This window comes from Pseudoflavonifractor capillosus (assembly GCF_016902575.1).
In the GTDB taxonomy this organism is placed as follows: Bacteria; Bacillota; Clostridia; order Oscillospirales; family Oscillospiraceae; genus Enterenecus; species Enterenecus capillosus_A.
In genome coordinates this window covers 43481-62466 of record NZ_JACSNZ010000007.1, presented here as the reverse complement: position 1 = coordinate 62466, position 18986 = coordinate 43481, and the positions used below count along the sequence as shown (strand labels likewise).

Below are 18986 nucleotides of genomic sequence, written 5' to 3'. Positions count from 1 at the left end.
CTTGTTCATCTTTGAAGTAGATTTTAGAAATCCGCGTTGCCCACAGTCCGGGGGTGCAGCTCCACGTCCCGGATGTTGCTGATGCCGGTGAGGTACATCACCATGCGCTCGAAGCCCAGGCCGAAGCCGGCGTGACGGCAGGAGCCGTAGCGGCGCAGGTCCAGGTACCACCAGTAGTCCTCGGGGTTGAGGCCCAGCTGGTGCATACGCTCTTCCAGTACCTCGATGCGCTCCTCACGCTGAGAGCCGCCGATGATCTCGCCGATGCCGGGCACCAGGCAGTCGGCAGCGGCCACGGTCTTGCCGTCGTCGTTGAGGCGCATATAGAAGGCCTTGATGTCCTTGGGATAATCGGTGACGAACACGGGCTTTTTGAACACCTGCTCGGTGAGGTAACGCTCGTGCTCGGTCTGCAAGTCGCAGCCCCACTCCACCTTGAAGTCGAACTTGTCGTTGTTCTTCTTGAGAATCTCGATGGCGTCGGTGTAGGTGACACGGCCGAACTCGGAGTTTGCCACCAGTTCCAGACGCTCCTTCAGGCCCTTATCCACAAAGGAGTTGAAGAAGTTGATCTCGTCGGGGCACTTGTCCAGCACGGTGCGGATGATATAGCGGATCATATCCTCAGCCAGGTTCATGTCATCGTTGAGGTCGGCAAAGGCGATCTCCGGCTCGATCATCCAGAACTCGGCGGCGTGGCGCTGGGTGTTGGAGTTCTCCGCCCGGAAGGTGGGGCCGAAGGTGTACACAGAGCCGAAGGCCATGGCGAAGTTCTCGGCGTTAAGCTGGCCGGACACGGTGAGGTTGGCCTTCTTGCCAAAGAAGTCCTGGGACCAGTCCACACTGCCGTCGGGCAGGCGGGGGGGATTGTTCACGTCCAGGGTGGTTACCTGGAACATCTCACCGGCGCCCTCGCAGTCGGAGGCGGTGATGATGGGGGTGTGGACGTAGACAAAGCCCCGATCCTGGAAGAAGCAGTGGATGGCGTGGGCGGCTACACTCCGCACCCGGAAGGCGGCGGAGAACAGGTTGGTGCGGGGGCGCAGGTGCTGGATGGTGCGCAGGTACTCCACGGTGTGACGCTTCTTTTGCAGGGGGTAGTCGGGGGAGGAGGTGCCCTCCACAGCCACAGAGGTGGCCTTGATTTCCAGAGGCTGCTTGGCCTGGGGGGTGAGCGCCACGGTGCCGGTGACGATGAGGGCGGCCCCCACGTTCTGCCCAGTGATCTCCTTATAATTGTCCAGAACGTTGGCATCCAGCACGATCTGGAGGTTCTTAAAGCAAGAGCCGTCGTTGAGCTCCACAAATCCGAAGGTTTTCATGTCACGGATGGTGCGGGCCCAACCCATGACGGTGACCGTCTGGCCGGAGAGCTTCTCGCTGTCGGCAAAGACGGAGGCGATGGTGATGCGATCCATACTACATTCCCTCAATTCTCAAATGATCTATCAGGACACAAAAGACTTGTGCCAAAGGCGTTGATGATACAACGCCAGGTTTTTCGGTTGCCCCGTCAGGGGCGAGAAAAACGGCAATTGAAATCCTGGGTATAACAGCCGCTGTGCGGCTATTATACCATTTTTTGAAGATTTTGCAAGGGTTACAGGGAAAACGGGCTGTGAGAAAGTTCTCACAGCCCGTTGAAGCACGGTTTTTAACCCTCAAAAGCTGCACGGACCCGCTGGAGGTTGGCAATGACATCCAGGTGCTGGGGACAGGCATCTACACATTGGCCGCAGGCCACACAGGCAGAAGCGGGAGCACCTTGGGCGCACAGGTCCTGGTACTCCTTCTTGTGCTGGGGGCCGGGCTGGCCCAGTGTGCGGTTATACAGGGCAAAGAGGGCGGGGATGGGGATGCGCTGGGGGCAGCCGTCGGTGCAGTAGGCGCACCCGGTGCAGGGGATGGTGCCGTCCTGGCGAATCTGCCGGGCGGCCTGCTCTGTCACCGCCACTTCGGCGGGGGACAGAGGGTGAAAGTCTGCCATGTACCCGGTGTTGTCCTCTACCTGGGAGAGGGAGGACATGCCGGAGAGCACCATGAAGACATGCTCCAGAGAGGCAGCGAACCGAATGGCAAAGGAGGAGGGTGAGGCGTTGGGGTCCAGAGCGGCGAACATCTCCTGCACCGCCGGGGAGGGATTGGCCAGCTTGCCACCCTTCACCGGCTCCATCACCGCCACTTGCTTGCCGTGGGAGACCGCCACCTCATAGCAGCGGCGAGACTGTACCTTGGGGTCTTCCCAGTCCAGATAGTTGAGCTGGAGTTGGACAAATTCCACCTCCGGGTGATCGGTGAGCACCTGATCCAGCACCTCTGGGCTGTCATGGAAGGAGAAACCCACATGGCGGATTTTTCCCTCCTGCTTCATGCGCTGGACAAAGGCGAAGCTGTCCAGTCGCTGGGCAGTCTGATAGCTGTCGGCGTTGACGTTGTGAAGCAGGTAGTAGTCGAAGTAGTCCACCCCACAGCGTTGGAGCTGTTGCTGGAAGATGTCCTCCTGCTCCTGGGGGGACTGGGCCTCCTTGAGTTTGGACAGAGGCAGCTTGGAGGCCAGGGTGAAACTGTCCCGGGGATGACGCTGCACCAGGGCTCGACACACGGTTTCCTCGCTGGTGCCTCCGTGATAGAAGTATGCGGTGTCAAAGTAAGTAAAGCCCCGAGCCAGGAAGAGGTCCACCATTTGGCATACCTGGGGGAAGTCAACGGAGGTATTGTCCTCGGCATCCAGCAGAGGAAAGCGCATACAGCCGAAGCCCAACTTTTTCATGTGCCCACCCCCGTTACAGCAGAATGACTCCGGCGTCCCGGCAGGCCTCCTGGGTCTGCTTATCCCACACCGAGGCCTGCACCTCGCCGATGTGGGCCTTGCCCAGCAGATACATGGACACACGGCTCTGACCAATGCCGCCGCCGATGGTCAGGGGCAGCTTGCCTTCCAGCAGCATCTTGTGGAAGGGCAGTTCCCGGCGGTCGTCGCATCCGGCCATGGTCAGCTGGCGATCCAGGGATTCGGGGCTGACCCGGATGCCCATGGAGGAGATCTCGAAGGCGCAGCCCAGCACCGAGTTCCACACCAGCAGATCGCCGTTTAAGTCCCAGTCGTCGTAGTCGGGGGCACGGCCATCGTGGGGCTTGCCGGACTTAAGGGGTGCACCGATGCCCATGAGGAAGGTGGTGGGGTGATCCTTCACCCAGGCGTTCTCCCGCTGCTTGGGGGACAGCTCCGGCCACAGATCCTCCAGCTCCTGGGCAGTGACGAAGGACACCTCCCGCTGGATGGCGGGCAGAGGGGTGAGCTGGGGATAGACGGCCCGAAGGGTGGACTGGGTATCGGCCAGGGCAGCCACGATGGTGGTGACGGTGGCCTTCAGATAGTCCAGGTTGCGGTCACGGGGAGCCAGCACCTTCTCCCAGTCCCATTGGTCTACATACACGGAGTGGATGTTGTCCAGATCCTCGTCCCGACGGATGGCATTCATGTCGGTGTACAGACCCTCACCCACCGAGAACTGATAGCGGTGCAGGGCCATGCGCTTCCACTTGGCCAGGGAATGCACCACCTGGGCGTCTCGCCCGGCATCGGGGATGTCAAAGGAGACCGCCCGCTCCACGCCGTTGAGGTCGTCGTTGAGGCCGGTGGAGGCTTCCACAAACAGGGGAGCGGACACCCGGCGCAGGTGGAGTGCCCCACCCAAATTGTCCTCGAACAGACGCTTAAGCAGGCCAATGGCTTTCTGGGTGTCGTATAGGTTCAGACAGGGGGAATACCCTGCGGGGATCACGGTTTTCAACATGGCACAAGCTCCTCCATACTTCAAGATAGAAAAGATTATACTTCATCATGCTAAAAAATGCAATTTCCGATTTGTATTTTTTTATATGTGATGTTATAATAATGGGGAGTTTTGAAATCCCCTTATCTGTGGGAAATGTACAGGGAAAGGAGAACCAAGACTATGGTTCTAAATTTTCACGAAAAATTGGAGGAATATGCCCATCTTCTGGTAGAAGTTGGCTTGAATATTCAGCCTGGACAGAGGGTGAATCTGGCCGCTCCCGTGGAGTGTGCGCCTCTGGCTCGTCTGTGTGCCCAGGTGGCTCTGGACCGGGGAGCTAAGGACGTGATTATGGACTGGAGGGACGACTTCATCATCCGGCAGCGGTATCTGAAAGCGGATAGCCAGGTGTTTGAAGAGTTCCCCCACTACCTCAAAGAGAAGTATGAGTGGCTGGTGAAGGAGGGGTGCGCCGCCCTGTCCATCATCGGCTCTGACCCGGAGATGCTCCGGGGCGTGGATTCCACCCGCATCCAGACCTGGCAGCGGGTGCAGGGCCAGAACACACGGGTCTGGCACGACAGCCTCAGCGCAAACCGGGTTCAGTGGTCCATCGGGGCCCATCCCACTCTGGCCTGGGCGGAGAAGGTCTTCCCGGACAAGAAGGGGGAGGAGGCCATCGACGCACTGTGGGAGGCTATCTTCTCTGTGTGCCGTATTACCGGGGACGGTAAGGCGGTGGAGCGTTGGCGGGAGCATGTGGATGCCACGGCCCGGAGAGCCAAGCTGCTCAATGAATACAACTTCAAGAGCCTGCACTACACCAACTCCCTGGGCACTGACCTGACCATCACTCTGCCCCACAACCATGTGTGGATGGGCGGCAGCGAGGACACCCCCCGTGGTGTGGAGTTTGTGGCAAATATGCCCACCGAGGAGATCTTCACTGCGCCCCGTTGGGACGGTGTCAACGGCCGGGTGTATGCCGCCATGCCTCTGGCCCTCAACGGCAATTTGGTGAAGGATTTCTATATGGACTTTGCAAATGGTAAGATCGTGGGTGTCCACGCTGGGGAAGGGGAGGAGTACCTCCGCCAGTCCGTGGAAACCGATGAGGGGGCGGCCTATCTGGGCGAGGTGGCCCTGGTGCCCTATGACTCCCCCATCCGCAACAGCGGCATCTTGTTCTACAACACCCTGTTTGATGAAAACGCCTCTTGCCACCTGGCCTATGGCTCTGCCTACCCCAACTGCGTCAAAGGTGGCGAGGAGCTGGACGAGGCGGGGCAGAAGGCTCTGGGGCTCAACCAGTCCATGACCCATGTGGACTTTATGGTGGGCACCAAGGATCTGTCCATTGTGGGTACCACGCAGGATGGACGGGAGATCCCCGTGTTTGTGGACGGCAACTTTGCATTTTAATAGACATACTCTGAATTTTGAGGAGGAATTATGATGGATTACAAAGCACAGTATCAGCGTTGGCTGGAAAGCTCGGCCCTGTCCCAGGAGGAGAAGGCGGAGCTGACCGCCATTGCCGGGGACGAGAAGGAAATTGAGTCCCGCTTTTTCTCTCAGCTCAGCTTTGGTACCGCCGGTCTCCGGGGTACCATGGGCGTGGGCCTGTACCGCATGAACGTGCATGTGGTGCGCCATGCCACCCAGGCCTTTGCCCAGGTGATCCTGGAGGAGGGCCCTGAGGCCGTGGCCAAGGGCATTGCAATCTGCTTTGACTGCCGCAACAACTCCGACATTTTTGCCCGGGAGGCTGCCTGTGTCATGGCTGCCAACGGCATCCCCGTGCGCCTGTTTGAGTCCTTGCGGCCCACTCCTGAGCTGTCCTTTGCCATTCGGGAGTACGGCTGCATTGCAGGCATTAACATCACGGCCAGCCACAACCCCAAGGAGTACAACGGCTACAAGGTGTACTGGTCTGATGGTGCTCAGCTGCCTCCCGGCCCCGCCGACAAGGTGGCTGCCAAGATGCAGGAGCTGGACGTGTTCGACTGCGTGAAGACCATGGACTACCACAAGGCTGCGGAAGAGGGCCGCATCACCCTGATGGGGACGGAGACCGACGAGAAGTTCCTGGCCAACGTCATGGAGCAGGTCAACGATCAGGCGGCAGTGGATGCCGTGTCTGATACCTTCAAGATGGTGTATACCCCCTTCCACGGCACCGGCTACAAGCTGATCCCCGAGGCCCTGCGCCGCCTGGGTATGAAGCACGTGATCTGCGTGCCTCAGCAGATGATCATTGACGGGGACTTCCCCACTGTGGCCTCCCCCAACCCTGAGAATCCTGAGGGCTTTGCCCTGGCTGTGGAGATTGCCAAGCGGGAGGGCGCCGACTTTATTCTGGGTTCTGACCCTGATGCAGACCGTGTGGGCATCATGGTGCGTACTAAGGACGACGACTTTGTGGTCATCAGCGGCAACCAGACCGGCGTGCTGCTGCTGGACTACCTCATTGGTGCCAAGACCCGCACCGGAAAGATGCCCGCCAATCCCGTGGCTCTCAAGAGTCTGGTGACCACCGAGATGGCTCGCAAGGTGGCGGAGGACAACGGCCTGAAATGCTACGACACCTTCACTGGCTTTAAGTTCCTGGCCGAGAAGAAGGATAAGCTGGAGAGCACCGGCGAGGGCAATGTCATCATGTCCTATGAGGAGTCCTTTGGCTATATGCTGGGCAGCTTTGTCCGGGACAAGGATGCCGTCACCGCCTCTGTGGCCCTCACGGAGATGGCTGCCTGGTATGCAGGACAGGGTATGACCCTGTACGATGCCCTCCAGGGGCTTTACGAGAAGTACGGCCACTTCGGTGAGCGCACCCTGAACCTGGTGATGCCCGGCCTGGACGGACTGAAGAAGATGGCTCAGCTCATGGCTGACCTGCGGGCCAATCCCCCCCGTGAGATTGGCGGCACCACAGTGGCCCAGTGGAAGGACTACCAGGACGGCAGCGTGGTGGATACCGCCACCGGGGAGCGCACCACCATGGAACTGTCCGGCTCCAATGTGCTGCGTTACGAGCTGGCCGACGGCACCTCCGTCATCGTCCGCCCCTCCGGCACCGAGCCCAAGGTGAAGGTGTACATCCTGGCCCGTGGCGAGAGCCAGGCCGACTGCTCTGCCAAGGTGGAGCGTTACGCCGCCTGGGCCGAGGGCCTCAAGGGCTGATTGCATTCCAAAATGAAAAATCCCGCTCCTGAGTAGGAGCGGGATTTTTTACACGCTGAAAATGGATGTCTTTACCGAGCGTCAGCTCAGTTCAGGTGCCAGATATCGTGGTTGTATTGGGCGATGGTGCGGTCGCTGGAGAAGAAGCCGCTCTTGGCGGTGTTCACCAGCATCTTGCGGGCCCAGTTCATGCGATCTTCATAGTCGTTGACCATGCGGTTGCGTATAGCGTTATACTCCTCCACGTCCAGCAGAGCCATGAACCAGTCCTTGTTCTGAATGTCGTTGTGGAGGGCACGCAGGCAGCTCTCGTCGCCGATGGACAGCATGGTGGGGGAGACGATGAAGTCCACCACTTCCTTGACCCAGGGGCGGTGATAGAACTCCTGGGGATGATAGCTGCGGTTGGCGTACATCTGAATGACCCGGTCGCTGGAGGCGCCGAAGGTGTAGATGTTCTCGCTGCCCACCAGGTGGGCGATCTCCACGTTGGCCCCGTCCATGGTGCCCAGGGTGATGGCGCCGTTGGCCATGAACTTCATGTTGCCGGTGCCGGAGGCCTCCTTGGAGGCCAGAGAGATCTGCTCGGAGATATCGCAGGCGGGGATGAGCTTTTCCGCCCAGCTCACGTTATAGTTCTCCACCATCACCACACGCAGCCAGGGACGAACCTGGGGATCGGACTCAATGAGCTGACGCAGGCAGAGGATGAGGTGTATGATGTGCTTTGCCATGATATAGGCGGGAGCGGCCTTGGCGCCGAAGATGACGGTGATGGGCCGGGTGGGGAGCTGGCCGTTTTTGATGTCCAGATACTTGCGGATGACGTACAGGGCGTTCATCTGCTGCCGCTTGTACTCGTGGAGGCGCTTGATCTGGATGTCAAAGATGGACTGGGGGTCCACCTCCACGTCCTGGCGCTGCTTGAGGACCTGGGCCAGATGCTGCTTGTTCTGGTCCTTGATGTCCAGCATGGCCTGGAGCACCTTGGGGTCGTCGGCCATGGGCAAGAGGTTTTCCAGCAGGCTGGCATCCTTCCGCCAGTCGGAGCCGATGCACTGGTCGATGAGGGCGGCCAGCTTGGGGTTGCACACCTCCAGCCAGCGGCGGAAGGTGACACCGTTGGTCTTGTTGTTGAACTTGTAGCTGTACACGTCGGCGAAGTGCTTGAGCTCAGAGTTTTTCAGAATCTCAGTGTGCAGGGCGGCCACGCCGTTGGTGGAGTAGGTGTAGTGAATGTCCATGTGGGCCATGTGCACCACATCTTTGTTGTCGATGATGGCCATACGGGGGTCGGGGAACACGAACTTGGCCCGGCGGTCCATCTCCCGGATGATGGGCACCAGCTGGGGGGCCACCCGCTCAATGTAGCTCATGGGCCACTTCTCCAGGGCCTCGGCCAGAATGGTGTGGTTGGTGTAGGCGCAGGCGTGGGCCACCTGGTGGAGGGCGTCGTTCATGGACAGGCCACGCTCCAGCAGCAGGCGGGTCAGCTCAGGCAGCACCATAGAGGGATGGGTGTCGTTGATCTGGATGGCCACGTGCTCGCACAGCTGCCAGGGGGAGATGCCCCGCTCGTCCAGCTCTTTGAGGATCAGCTGAGCACCGGCGGAGACCATGAAGTACTGCTGATAGACACGCAGCAGCCGCCCAGCCTCGTCGCTGTCATCGGGGTAGAGGAAGGAGGTGAGGTGGTGGGTGATGTCACCCTTATCAAAGTCAATGCCGTGGGTGGGGGCAGCGGCGGGCTGCTCCACGTCAAACAGGTGCAGACGATTGGCGATGTCGGTGTTGGCGCCGGGCACAGCGATGTCCCACATCACGGCGTTGAGGGTCTGGTTGCCGAAGCGCACCGGGAAGGTCACGCCGGTGGGGATGAGCCAACCCTCTTCCTCGATCCAGGGATCAGCCTGCTCCTGCTGCTTGTTCTCCCGCAGATACTGGTGGAACAGGCCGTAGTGGTAGTTCAGACCCACACCGTCGCCGGGCAGGCCCAGAGCGGCCAGGGAATCCAGGAAGCAGGCTGCCAGACGGCCCAGACCACCGTTGCCCAGAGAGGGCTCCGGCTCCTGCTCTTCGATCTCAGACAGGGTGAACCCGTTTTTCTCCAGAAGGGTGGACACCTGATCGAAAATGCCCAGAGCCAGCAGGTTGTTGCTCAGCAGCTTGCCAACGAGGAACTCAGCAGAGAAGTAGTACAGCTTGCGTCCGGTGTTGGGGGCGGGACGCTGGGCGGACAGCTCCTGGGTGAGCTGTAGCAGGGCGTGATAGACCTGTCCCTTGGTACACTTTTTCAGAGGGCAGTTGTAGCGCTCCTTGATGATCTCGTTGAGTCTTGCTTGAAATTCCATGGTGAGATTCGCTCCTTTTGGGTTGTGAGGTTCTTTTCAACCTCCAGATTTTCTGATATGATGGTCAAAGTACGACCGGAGGGGGAAGTTGTTATGGGAGAGAAAAAGGTGACCATGCGTCAAATTGCAAAGGTCTGCGGCTGCTCGTTGGCCACCGTGTCCTACGCCCTTAACCATACAGGGCAGGGAAAGATCAGCAGTGCCACCCGGCTGCGGGTCATTGACACGGCCAAGCGGCTGAACTATCCCACCACCCGCACCATCCGGGCCAAGAAGAACCGGGCGGCTATTTTGGTTACCACGGTGGATGGGGAATCGGTGGGGCGGCGTCTCCAACTCACGGACCTGGCCATGCGGCTGGAAAACGAGCTGCTGGCACTGGGCATCCCCTCGGTGATCCTGCGTCTGCGGGATCTGGTGGAGGACTGGCGCAAGATTTTGGCGGTGTCTCCCAGCGTGATCTTTGTGCTGGATGGGGGATGCCAGGCGGTGGCTCATGTGAACCCGCCCTGCGTCACACCCATGATCTTTGTGGACTGCGACAACAACGACCCTCTCTATTATAAGATCCTGCCTGACTATCCGTCCCTGTTCAGCCAAGCCCGGCAGAAGCTGGGACGGGAGGATCTGTTCCTGATGGCTGAGCCGGTACGCAGCGGTCAGCTTATGACCCTGCTGACCCAGGACTTTTCGCCCCAGGACGTGTACTTCCACAACGGCCAGCAGTCTCTGCATGAATTTCTCCATGTCCACCAGGGCCGAAAGGGGATCGTGGTGGGAGATCTGCTGGGGGTAGAGGTGTGTCAGCACCTGCCCGCTGAGGATGTGGCAGTGATCTGTTCCCTGGATGACCCGGGGTTGTTTCCACCCCAAGTGACCCTGTTGCCCACACCCAATACTCTGAAAGCAAGGGCGGCGGCTGATGCGGCCTCAGATTTGCTCACACTGGATTATGACCCAACCCAGGGCAACCGCATTCTCATTGGCGCAGATTTTTCCGGGAACGGGTAAAGTTTACTACAAGACCAACAAAAGGTCAAAGAAATCTGGATAAAAATACTACACAAGATTGAAAAGTTCAAATTATCAAAAGTGAACAATAACAGGTGAACAAAATGCGTTCACCTGAACTGATGTCGCAAATCCTTGTGGCACAACGAGTCTGAGGGACGAGATAAAATGTTCATCTATTTTTTCGACTGAACAAAACAAAAACGGACAAGCGTATTTACATAGAAAAAAGTTTCTTTATTTTGCCAAAGGACATAAAGCGTCTGGGGAAAATCGGCACTGCACCGCAAAATATGAAAAAAAGACTTGACAAAACGGTACTTTTCGATATAATTAGTGGGTCTGCCCCAGTGGGTGGACACATCCTTGCCTCCGGCGAGACCGGGGGCCATATGTCCGTAAGGAGGTGCAAAGATTATGGCAAAACTGACCGGAAACTACGAGGTGCTCTACATCGTCAACCCCACTCTGGGCGAGGAGGAGACTGCCGCTCTGGTGGAGAAGTTCAAGACCCTGGCCGAGAGCCGTGGTACTGTGACCGAGGTGGACGAGTGGGGCAAGCGCAAGCTGGCTTATCCCATCAACGACCTGACCGAGGGTTACTACGTGCTGATGAGCTTCACCGCTGATCCCGCTTTCCCCGCTGAGCTGGACCGTCTGATGCGCATCAACACCGGCATCATGCGTTCCATCATCGTCAGCAAGGAAGCCTGAGGAGGTAGCGCATGCTCAACCGAATCATCCTCATGGGTCGTCTGACCCGTGACCCCGAGCTGAGACACACCCAGAGCGGCACCGCCGTGGCGTCCTTCTCTCTGGCTGTGGACCGGGATTTCAAGAGCCGTGACAGTGGCGAGAAGTCCACCGATTTCATCGATATCGTGGCTTGGCGCAACACGGCTGAGTTCGTATCCAAGTACTTCACCAAGGGCCGCATGGCTGTGGTGGAGGGCCGCCTTCAGATTCGTGATTGGACGGATCGGGACGGCGGCAAGCGCCGCTCTGCTGAGGTGGTTGCCGAGAACGTGTATTTCGGTGACTCCAAGCGGGACGGCGAGAGCGGCGGCAGCTTCAGCCGTCCCGCCGCCCCCGCTCCCGTGGATTACGGGATTCCTGCCGGCGCCGACCAGTTCGCTGAGCTGGCCGATGACGACGGCGATCTGCCCTTCTAAATAAGGGCTATCATATCGTAAGGAGGTCTGCCATTATGGCTATGGATAATGTGAAGCCCCGCGGCAACCGCAAGCGCCGCAAGGTCTGCGCCTTCTGCGTGGACAAGGTGGAGCACATCGACTACAAGGACGCTGCTAAGCTCAAGCGTTTCCTGTCCGAGCGCTCCAAGATCCTGCCCCGCCGCACCACCGGCACCTGCGCCATGCATCAGCGTCAGCTGACCGAGGCCATCAAGCGTGCCCGTCACGTGGCTCTGCTGCCCTACGTCACCGACTAATTTGCAGCGTCAAGCCCCTGCCTATTCCAGGCAGGGGCTTTTTTGTGTCTTGAGACTGTGGTATACTGGATAAAATTTCGAATAAAGGGGAGAGGAAGATGTACCGGATCTTGATTGTGGAGGATGACCGGGGGATTGCCGGGGCGGTGCAGCAGCAGCTGGAGGCCTGGGGGCTGGAGGCGGCGTGTGTCACCGATTTCCGGGATGTGCTGGGAGAGTTTGCCCGATACCAGCCCCATCTGGTGCTCATGGACATTGGCCTGCCTTTTTTCAATGGGTTTCACTGGTGCAGTCAAATTCGGACGGTGTCTCAGGTGCCCATTGTCTTTCTCTCCTCCGCTTCGGACAACATGAATCTGGTGATGGCAATGAATATGGGGGCGGATGATTTTATTGCCAAGCCCTTTGACCAGAGTGTACTCATCGCCAAGGTGCAGGCCATGCTCCGCCGGGCCTACGACTACGGGGAGTCGGTCCCGGTGCTGGAGCACCGGGGAGCCATGCTCAACACCGGGGATGGCACCTTGACCTACCAGGGGGAGAATATCGACCTGACCAAAAACGAGTACCGCATTCTTCTGGCGCTCATGAAAAACAAAGGCAGTGTGGTCAGCCGGGAGCGTCTGATGGAGCTTTTGTGGGAGGGGGACAGCTTTGTGGACGAGAACACCCTGACGGTGAACGTCAACCGCTTGAGGAAGAAACTGGACAGAGCAGGTCTGACGGCCTTTATCACCACCAAGTTTGGAGTGGGATATCTCATTTCATAAGGGGGAAGAGTATGACGTACTTCAAAACCTATCTTCGGGATCGGTGGAAGGCGGTGGGCGTCTTTGTGCTGTTCTCCCTGATCTTTTTTGGCGTGTTTGCCCTGTATCAGCTGCCCCTGGGCGCAGTGCTCTACCCGGTGGGACTGTGCGGTGTGCTGGGGTGTGTGTTTCTGGGGCTGGATGTGCGCCGGGCCCGGGAGAGACACCGACGTCTGGAACAGCTCTCACGGCTGTCCGGGGCGGTGATGGGGGACTTTCCAACGCCATGTTGCCAGGATGACCGGGACTATCAGCATATCATCCATCTGCTGCGCCAGGAGCAGGCCCGGCGGGAAGGGGAGATGCAGGGACGCTATGAGGACATGGTGGACTACTACACTGTGTGGGCCCATCAGATCAAAACCCCCATTGCCTCCATGCGCCTGACCCTCCAGAGCCAGGACTCTCCTGCGGCCCGGCAGCTGTTGGAGGAACTGATGCGCATTGAGCAGTATGTGGAGATGGTGCTGGCCTTCCTCCGTCTGGACTCCCAGTCCACGGACTATCTGTTCCGGGAATATGACCTGGACAACATTGTCCGGGGAGCGGTACGGAAGTTCTCCACCCAGTTCATCCGCCGCCGCATCACCCTGCACTATGAGCCGTCAGGGCTGCGAGTGCTCACCGACGAGAAATGGCTGGCCTTTGTGGTAGAGCAGGTGCTATCCAACGCCCTGAAGTATACCCCGGATGGGGGAGCGGTATGGGTGGAGTTGGATGCGCCCGCCACCCTGTGCATCCGGGACAACGGCATCGGCATTGCCCCGGAGGATCTGCCCCGCATCTTCCAAAAGGGATATACCGGGTACAACGGGCGTGTGGATAAAAAGGCCATCGGCCTGGGACTGTACCTGTGTCAGCGTATCTGCTCCAACCTGGGCCACCGCATCTCTGCCCAGTCAACCCTGGGACAGGGTACCACCATCCGCATTTGCCTGGATCGGGAAGAGCGATGGGTGGAGTGATTTGTGACAAAACTGTTAGAAGTGGACGAGAAACTGTAAGGAGAAGAAATGGAGGGCGGGGTTTCTCCCAGGTATAATAAGCATGTAAACAGCAAAGGAGGAACCGCTCTATGAGTATCTTAGAAGTACAGAGCTTGCAAAAAATCTATACCACCCGATTTGGCGGCACCCAGGTGCAGGCCCTGAAGAATGTGACCTTCCAGGTGGAGGAAGGGGAGTATGTGGCCATCATGGGTGAGTCTGGCTCGGGCAAGACCACGCTGCTCAACATCCTGGCAGCGTTGGATAAGCCCACCGGGGGCAGCGTGAAGCTGGACGGGCAGGAGCTGGGCAAGATCCGGGAGTCTGAGGTGGCTGCTTTCCGCCGGGATCACCTGGGCTTTGTGTTCCAAGACTTCAACCTGCTGGACACCTTCTCCCTGGAGGACAACATTTACCTGCCTCTGGTGCTCTCCGGCAAACAGCCCAGCGAGATGAAGCAGCGGCTCATCCCCCTGGCTGGCCAGCTGGGCATTGCCAACCTGTTGAAGAAGTATCCCTACGAGGTGTCCGGCGGCCAGAAACAGCGGGCAGCTGTGGCTCGGGCGCTGATTACAAACCCCCGACTCATTTTGGCTGACGAGCCCACGGGAGCGTTGGACTCCAAGGCCACCGATGAGCTGCTGCGGCTGTTCGGGGACATCAACGCCCAGGGCCAGACCATTTTGATGGTCACCCACTCGGTGAAAGCGGCCAGCCACGCCGGACGAGTGCTGTTTATCAAGGATGGTCAGCTGTCCCACCAGATTTACCGGGGCCAGAACACGGAAAACCAGTTCTACCAGAAGATTTCCGATGCTCTGACGCTGTTGACCACAGGTGGTGAGCGGGCATGAGAATGGGCTTTTACCGCCGACTGGCGTGGACGGGCATCCGTCAGAATAAAAAACTGTACCTGCCCTATATACTGGCCTGCATCGGTGTGGTGATGGTGTGCTACATCGTCTCCTTCCTGGGCCAGTCTTCCATCCTGGCCGGTATGGCCGGTGGCCGCACGGCCCAGAGCTTTTTGGACATGGGCTTCGGGGTCATGTGTGTGTTCTCCCTCATTTTCCTGTTCTACACCAACTCCTTCCTCATTCGGAGAAGAAAGAAGGAGTTCGGTCTGTACAACATCCTGGGTATGGGCAAACGCAATCTGGCTCTGGTGTTGCTGTGGGAAACGGTGATGATCGCAGCCATTACCTTGGTGGGCGGCCTGTTCTTTGGTGTGCTTTTTTCCAAGGTGGCTGAGTTGGCTCTCACCCGCATCTTGGGTGGCGGTGTCATATACACTTTGACGGTGGAGATGGGATCCATCATTCAGACCGTGATCCTGTTTGTGGTGATTTTTGGCCTCATTTACCTCAACACCCTGCGTCAGGTCCACTTGACCAGCCCCATCGCACTGCTGCGCAGTGAAAACGCCGGGGAGAAGCCCCCACGCGCCAACTGGATCATCGCCCTGCTGGGTCTGGTGGTGCTGGCAGGAGCCTATTACTGGGCCATTACCGTGGAAGACCCCATCACTGCCATGCTGGGCTTTTTCATTGCCGTAGCCATGGTGGTGGTGGCAACCTACTTGCTCTTTGTGGCAGGTTCTGTGGCCTTGTGCCGCCTTCTGCAGCGGAATAAGAAGTATTACTACAAGACCAATCACTTTGTCTCGGTGTCATCCATGGTCTATCGCATGAAGCGAAACGGAGCGGGTCTGGCCTCCATCTGCATTCTGTGCACCATGGTGCTGGTGATGATCTCCTCCACCTCCTGCCTGTACATCGGCATTGAGGACAGCATCCGCAATCGATATCCCCGTCACATCAATCTGGACGGTATGGTGGACACGGTGGACACCCTCACCGATGAGCGCCTGGACCAGGTGCGAGCGCTGGCGGAGGAGACGGTGGAGCGCTATGATGCCACCATGAGCAACGTCTTGGACTACCGGGTGGCGGGCTTTGTGGGCATCCAGCGGGAGGACCACATTGTCCTGGAGAACACCTTCCAAAACTCCTACAATGTGGAGGACATGGCCAACACCTGGCAGGTATTTGTGGCGCCCCTGGAGGACTACAACAAGCTCATGGGCAAGCATGAGGAGCTGGTACCTGGGGAGACCCTGGTGTTCACAACTAAAGAGGACAGCTACGACTATGACACCTTGACATTGGGGAATGGCATGATCTTGTCCGTGGCAGGCCAGGTGGACTCCTTTGCGGATAACGGGGTGGATGCCATGCAGATCGTCCCCTCCATCTATCTCTTCGTCCCGGATTTCTCCAGTGTCATGGATCGACTGGGAGAGATGTCGGAGGGGAGTGACCAGTTCATCAGCCCACACTGGTTCTACGGCTTTGACCTCAACTGTGACGACGAAACCCAGAAAAGCATTGCCAAGGATTTGCAAACTGGACTGCGAGACATGGAGATTGCTGCGGAAGATGAGGAGTTTTTCCACGTCTTGCTGGAGGCGGCAGCTCAGGAGCGGGCGGACACCTATGGTATATACGGCGGCCTGTTCTTCCTGGGGATCCTGCTGGGTGTGGTGTTTATCCTGGCAGCGGTGCTCATCATCTACTACAAGCAAATCTGCGAGGGGTATGAGGATCAGTCCCGGTTCGACATCATGCAAAAGGTTGGCATGACCAAGGTGGAGATTCGAAAGAGCATCAACTCTCAGGTGCTCACCGTGTTCTTCCTGCCTCTGGTCATGGCGGGGGTCCACTTGGCCTTCGCCTTCCCCCTCATCCGAAAGCTGTTGCTGCTGCTTGGCCTGACCAATGTGTGGCTGTTTGCCACTGTGACAGTCATCAGCTTCCTGGCATTTGCTCTGTTCTATGTGCTTATCTATCGGCTTACGTCCCGATCTTATTTCCGTATCGTCAGCGGAATGAGAGGCGAATAAAAAATGGGCCGGGTGCATGTGCACCCGGCCCAAAAAATTTGATGTAAAATATATTAGAAATACTTGCGCACACCCTCGGTGGCAGAGGACTCGTCCTCGCTGATGGAGACGGTGTACTTGATGCCGCACTTCTGGGAGAACGCCTCCAGCCAATCCAGGAAGGCTTCGACATCGGCCTTGTTCTCGGTGGAGACCAGCTTGTTCAAGCTGTCGATGAACACGTGGGTGATGTCGTAGTTGCTGGCGTACAGGCCATACAGGAATCCCTTCAAAGTGTCATAATTGGGGATGTTGTAGTCGGAGGTCTCAACCAGTCGGATCTTGTAGTTAATATCAAAAGTCAGCTTGGAATCGTGGGCGATGGCAACCACGTTGCCGTGCTCGGTTTCCACTGCTGTGTTGATCAAATCGATCATCTGCTTGGTCTTACCGGTACCCTTGGGGCCCATAATTACTTTGACCATAACAATCACTCCTTATTGGTTTCAAGGGGGAGTCCCCTTTTCTTGTACACCATGTTACCATCATTGGAGCATAATTTCAAGAACCTCGTGCAAATTTTCCAAAAAATTTAACAAAGGAAAGTTCACAGCCCCAGGGCATGGTGGGCGGCAATTTGCCCCTGGCCCACGGCCTTGGCCAGTTGGAGGGGCTGGCCTGTGCAGTCTCCGGCGGCGTAAACCCCTGGGAGATTGGTAGCCATAAAGGCATTTACCTTTACATAATTGCCATCCAATTCCAGGCCCGGAACCATCTGGGTGGGAGCGATGGAGGCCCGGAGCAGGAACACGCCCTGACAGGGAATTTCTTCCTCCTGAGGGGTGCGCACCCCGCACACCTGGTCCTCACCCAGGATGTGGAGCCCGGGCAGACGCACGGAGGTGACCTCACAGCCGATGGAGCGCAGGTACTCGGTCTCTTCCTCCAGGTCGGGGGCGTCTCCCGCCACCACCACCTGCTTGCCCCGGTAGAACATACCGTCGCAGGTGGCGCAGTAGCTCACGCCCCGGCCCAGCAGCTTCTCCTCTCCGGGCAGGGCGGCAGCCCGGGCCACGCCGGGGGCCAGCACCACGGCGGTGGCTTGCTCCACCTGGTCGCCAATGGAGGCCATGACGGAGTCACCCAAGGGCATCAGGGACAGCACCCGCCCCTGACGAAACTCAGCGCCCATCTCCTGGGCCTGGGAGAGCATGTCCTCCACCAGCTGCTTGCCGGTGATGTGGGGGATGCCGGGGTAGTTGTCGATTTGGTGGGCCTTGCACAGGGGGCTGGCGGTGGGTTCGTTGGATACCACCAGCACGGATTTGTTGCGAGCCCGGGCGTAGATGGCGGCAGACAGACCAGCGGGGCCGGCCCCCACCACCAGAAGATCATATGACATAGGATCGTCCTCCTTTGATTTTTTTCACAGTATACCAAGAAAATGGCCATCCGGCAACGGGTAGGATGCCCTTGAAAAGAAGAAATAAATTGGATATACTGAAACCTGCGAAAAGAGATTCCCAGGGGGATAGATATGAAACGTATATTGCTTTTGACCACAGGGGGCACCATTGCCTCCCGGATGACGGAGGAGGGGCTGGCTCCCGGGATGGATGGGGATGCGCTGGCCCACTACATTGGCGGCTTAGCCAACAGTTATGAGCTGACGGTGAAGGATATTCTCCATCTGGACTCCTCCAACATTCAGCCCGAGGAGTGGAAGCTCATTGCCTCCCATGTCTACAAGGCCCGGGAGGAGTACGACGGAGTGGTCATTTCCCACGGCACCGACACCATGGCCTACACCGCCTCGGTGCTGTCCTACATGGTGCGCAACATTCCCATTCCCGTGGTGCTCACCGGTGCCCAGCTGCCCATTGAGCACCCCCTCACCGATGGGCTGGACAACCTGCGCACCGCCCTGGCCATGGCGGCTTCGGGAATGCCAGGGGTGTTTGTGGCCTTTGACCGGAAGGTCATTCTGGGGTGCCGGGCGGTGAAGACCCACACCACCGACTTCGGGGCCTTTGAGAGCGTCAACTGGCCCTTGGTGGGGCAGGTGAGCGGCTCGGGACTTACCATCAACGAAAAAGCCATTCCGGCGGTGAAGGGGCCTTGTCGGCTGCGGGACCAGCTGTGCCGGGAAGTGTTTCTCATCAAGCTCACCCCGGGGCTCAACCCGGAGATTTTCGATATGCTGCTGGACATGCACTATCGGGGCGTGGTCATCGAGGCCTTTGGGGCCGGTGGTCTCCACTTCATCCGCCGCAACCTCATTGAGAAGCTGCAAAAGGCGGCTCAGGCTGGTATGTCCGTGGTGGTGTGCAGCCAGTGCCTGTATGAGAGCAGCAATTTTGCCCTCTATCAGGCTGGGCAGAAGGCCCTGGCTGAGGGGGTCATCCAGGGATACGACATGACCACCGAGGCGGCAGTCACCAAGCTGATGTGGGCCTTAGGCCAGACGGAGGATCCGGAACAGGTGCGGGAGTTTTTCGCCCACAGCTTGTCAGGGGAACGAAAGGAAGGATGAGAG

At 58.3% G+C, this 18986-nt stretch carries 17 protein-coding genes; 11 read left to right on the top strand and 6 right to left on the bottom strand.

All coding sequences use genetic code 11. The features are described 5' to 3' along the window. Positions 1–23: 23 nt before the first annotated feature. From asnS to asnA, 3 genes are all read right to left on the bottom strand, one after another. Complete coding sequence (asnS, locus tag H9X86_RS04450) at positions 24–1418, bottom strand: asparagine--tRNA ligase (RefSeq protein ID WP_204900375.1); 1395 nt, start codon at positions 1416–1418, stop codon at positions 24–26. A gap of 236 nt (positions 1419–1654) precedes the next feature. Beyond that, positions 1655–2770: an aldo/keto reductase gene (locus tag H9X86_RS04445; RefSeq protein WP_204900374.1), complete on the bottom strand. Its 1116-nt coding sequence runs from the start codon at positions 2768–2770 to the stop codon at positions 1655–1657. A gap of 13 nt (positions 2771–2783) precedes the next feature. After that, complete coding sequence (asnA, locus tag H9X86_RS04440) at positions 2784–3797, bottom strand: aspartate--ammonia ligase (protein ID WP_204900373.1); 1014 nt, start codon at positions 3795–3797, stop codon at positions 2784–2786. A gap of 162 nt (positions 3798–3959) precedes the next feature. Between asnA and H9X86_RS04435 the strand changes: the two genes are divergently transcribed. After that, positions 3960–5201 (top strand): aminopeptidase, encoded by a 1242-nt coding sequence (locus H9X86_RS04435; RefSeq protein WP_204900372.1) that lies wholly within the window; start codon positions 3960–3962, stop codon positions 5199–5201. 33 nt (positions 5202–5234) lie between these two features. Continuing rightward, a complete protein-coding gene (locus H9X86_RS04430; RefSeq protein WP_204900371.1) occupies positions 5235–6962 on the top strand; it encodes a phospho-sugar mutase in 1728 nt (575 codons plus the stop codon). A gap of 86 nt (positions 6963–7048) precedes the next feature. Here the strand turns inward: H9X86_RS04430 and H9X86_RS04425 are convergent, their stop codons facing one another. Next, positions 7049–9313, bottom strand: coding sequence for a glycogen/starch/alpha-glucan phosphorylase (locus H9X86_RS04425; RefSeq protein WP_204900370.1), 2265 nt, complete (start codon positions 9311–9313; stop codon positions 7049–7051). Between the two features lie 93 nt (positions 9314–9406). Between H9X86_RS04425 and H9X86_RS04420 the strand changes: the two genes are divergently transcribed. The 8 genes from H9X86_RS04420 (at position 9407) to H9X86_RS04385 (ending at position 16471) form a co-directional block, all read left to right on the top strand. Next, complete coding sequence (locus tag H9X86_RS04420; protein ID WP_204900369.1) at positions 9407–10324, top strand: LacI family DNA-binding transcriptional regulator; 918 nt, start codon at positions 9407–9409, stop codon at positions 10322–10324. A gap of 417 nt (positions 10325–10741) precedes the next feature. Next, on the top strand, positions 10742–11038 hold the full coding sequence (gene rpsF, locus H9X86_RS04415) for a 30S ribosomal protein S6 (RefSeq protein WP_204900368.1): 297 nt from the start codon (positions 10742–10744) through the stop codon (positions 11036–11038). Between the two features lie 11 nt (positions 11039–11049). Then, a complete protein-coding gene (locus tag H9X86_RS04410; RefSeq protein ID WP_204900367.1) occupies positions 11050–11496 on the top strand; it encodes a single-stranded DNA-binding protein in 447 nt (148 codons plus the stop codon). Between the two features lie 35 nt (positions 11497–11531). Continuing rightward, positions 11532–11774, top strand: coding sequence for a 30S ribosomal protein S18 (rpsR, locus tag H9X86_RS04405; RefSeq protein WP_087231883.1), 243 nt, complete (start codon positions 11532–11534; stop codon positions 11772–11774). Between the two features lie 98 nt (positions 11775–11872). After that, positions 11873–12544 (top strand): response regulator transcription factor, encoded by a 672-nt coding sequence (locus H9X86_RS04400; RefSeq protein WP_204900366.1) that lies wholly within the window; start codon positions 11873–11875, stop codon positions 12542–12544. Between the two features lie 11 nt (positions 12545–12555). Further along, positions 12556–13548 (top strand): sensor histidine kinase, encoded by a 993-nt coding sequence (locus tag H9X86_RS04395; protein WP_204900365.1) that lies wholly within the window; start codon positions 12556–12558, stop codon positions 13546–13548. 110 nt (positions 13549–13658) lie between these two features. Next, positions 13659–14423 carry an ABC transporter ATP-binding protein gene (locus tag H9X86_RS04390; protein WP_204900364.1) on the top strand — a complete coding sequence of 255 codons (765 nt, stop codon included), beginning with the start codon at positions 13659–13661 and terminating at the stop codon, positions 14421–14423. Next, the gene (locus tag H9X86_RS04385; protein ID WP_204900363.1) at positions 14420–16471 is read left to right on the top strand and encodes an ABC transporter permease; all 2052 of its coding nucleotides are present in this window, start codon (positions 14420–14422) and stop codon (positions 16469–16471) included. The genes H9X86_RS04390 and H9X86_RS04385 overlap by 4 nt, the downstream gene beginning before the upstream one ends. A 53-nt stretch (positions 16472–16524) precedes the next feature. Here H9X86_RS04385 and H9X86_RS04380 read toward each other — a convergent pair whose 3' ends face one another. Together H9X86_RS04380 and H9X86_RS04375 are read right to left on the bottom strand one after the other, a co-directional pair. Continuing rightward, positions 16525–16935 carry a hypothetical protein gene (locus H9X86_RS04380; protein ID WP_204900362.1) on the bottom strand — a complete coding sequence of 137 codons (411 nt, stop codon included), beginning with the start codon at positions 16933–16935 and terminating at the stop codon, positions 16525–16527. 122 nt (positions 16936–17057) lie between these two features. Further along, the gene (locus tag H9X86_RS04375) at positions 17058–17852 is read right to left on the bottom strand and encodes an NAD(P)/FAD-dependent oxidoreductase (RefSeq protein WP_204900361.1); all 795 of its coding nucleotides are present in this window, start codon (positions 17850–17852) and stop codon (positions 17058–17060) included. A gap of 135 nt (positions 17853–17987) precedes the next feature. On the opposite strand from H9X86_RS04375, the gene H9X86_RS04370 reads away from it, so the two are divergent. Then, positions 17988–18983: an asparaginase gene (locus tag H9X86_RS04370; protein WP_204900360.1), complete on the top strand. Its 996-nt coding sequence runs from the start codon at positions 17988–17990 to the stop codon at positions 18981–18983. Positions 18984–18986 lie beyond the last annotated feature (3 nt).

Coding starts and splice junctions, on each gene's coding strand:
- H9X86_RS04390 (WP_204900364.1), top strand. CDS start 13,659: ATGAGTATCTTAGAAGTACAGAGCTTGCAAAAAATCTATACCACCCGA.
- H9X86_RS04445 (WP_204900374.1), bottom strand. CDS start 2,770: ATGAAAAAGTTGGGCTTCGGCTGTATGCGCTTTCCTCTGCTGGATGCC.
- H9X86_RS04370 (WP_204900360.1), top strand. CDS start 17,988: ATGAAACGTATATTGCTTTTGACCACAGGGGGCACCATTGCCTCCCGG.
- H9X86_RS04430 (WP_204900371.1), top strand. CDS start 5,235: ATGGATTACAAAGCACAGTATCAGCGTTGGCTGGAAAGCTCGGCCCTG.
- rpsR (WP_087231883.1), top strand. CDS start 11,532: ATGGCTATGGATAATGTGAAGCCCCGCGGCAACCGCAAGCGCCGCAAG.
- H9X86_RS04395 (WP_204900365.1), top strand. CDS start 12,556: ATGACGTACTTCAAAACCTATCTTCGGGATCGGTGGAAGGCGGTGGGC.
- H9X86_RS04380 (WP_204900362.1), bottom strand. CDS start 16,935: ATGGTCAAAGTAATTATGGGCCCCAAGGGTACCGGTAAGACCAAGCAG.
- H9X86_RS04425 (WP_204900370.1), bottom strand. CDS start 9,313: ATGGAATTTCAAGCAAGACTCAACGAGATCATCAAGGAGCGCTACAAC.
- H9X86_RS04410 (WP_204900367.1), top strand. CDS start 11,050: ATGCTCAACCGAATCATCCTCATGGGTCGTCTGACCCGTGACCCCGAG.
- H9X86_RS04385 (WP_204900363.1), top strand. CDS start 14,420: ATGAGAATGGGCTTTTACCGCCGACTGGCGTGGACGGGCATCCGTCAG.
- asnA (WP_204900373.1), bottom strand. CDS start 3,797: ATGTTGAAAACCGTGATCCCCGCAGGGTATTCCCCCTGTCTGAACCTA.
- H9X86_RS04420 (WP_204900369.1), top strand. CDS start 9,407: ATGGGAGAGAAAAAGGTGACCATGCGTCAAATTGCAAAGGTCTGCGGC.
- H9X86_RS04400 (WP_204900366.1), top strand. CDS start 11,873: ATGTACCGGATCTTGATTGTGGAGGATGACCGGGGGATTGCCGGGGCG.
- rpsF (WP_204900368.1), top strand. CDS start 10,742: ATGGCAAAACTGACCGGAAACTACGAGGTGCTCTACATCGTCAACCCC.
- asnS (WP_204900375.1), bottom strand. CDS start 1,418: ATGGATCGCATCACCATCGCCTCCGTCTTTGCCGACAGCGAGAAGCTC.
- H9X86_RS04435 (WP_204900372.1), top strand. CDS start 3,960: ATGGTTCTAAATTTTCACGAAAAATTGGAGGAATATGCCCATCTTCTG.
- H9X86_RS04375 (WP_204900361.1), bottom strand. CDS start 17,852: ATGTCATATGATCTTCTGGTGGTGGGGGCCGGCCCCGCTGGTCTGTCT.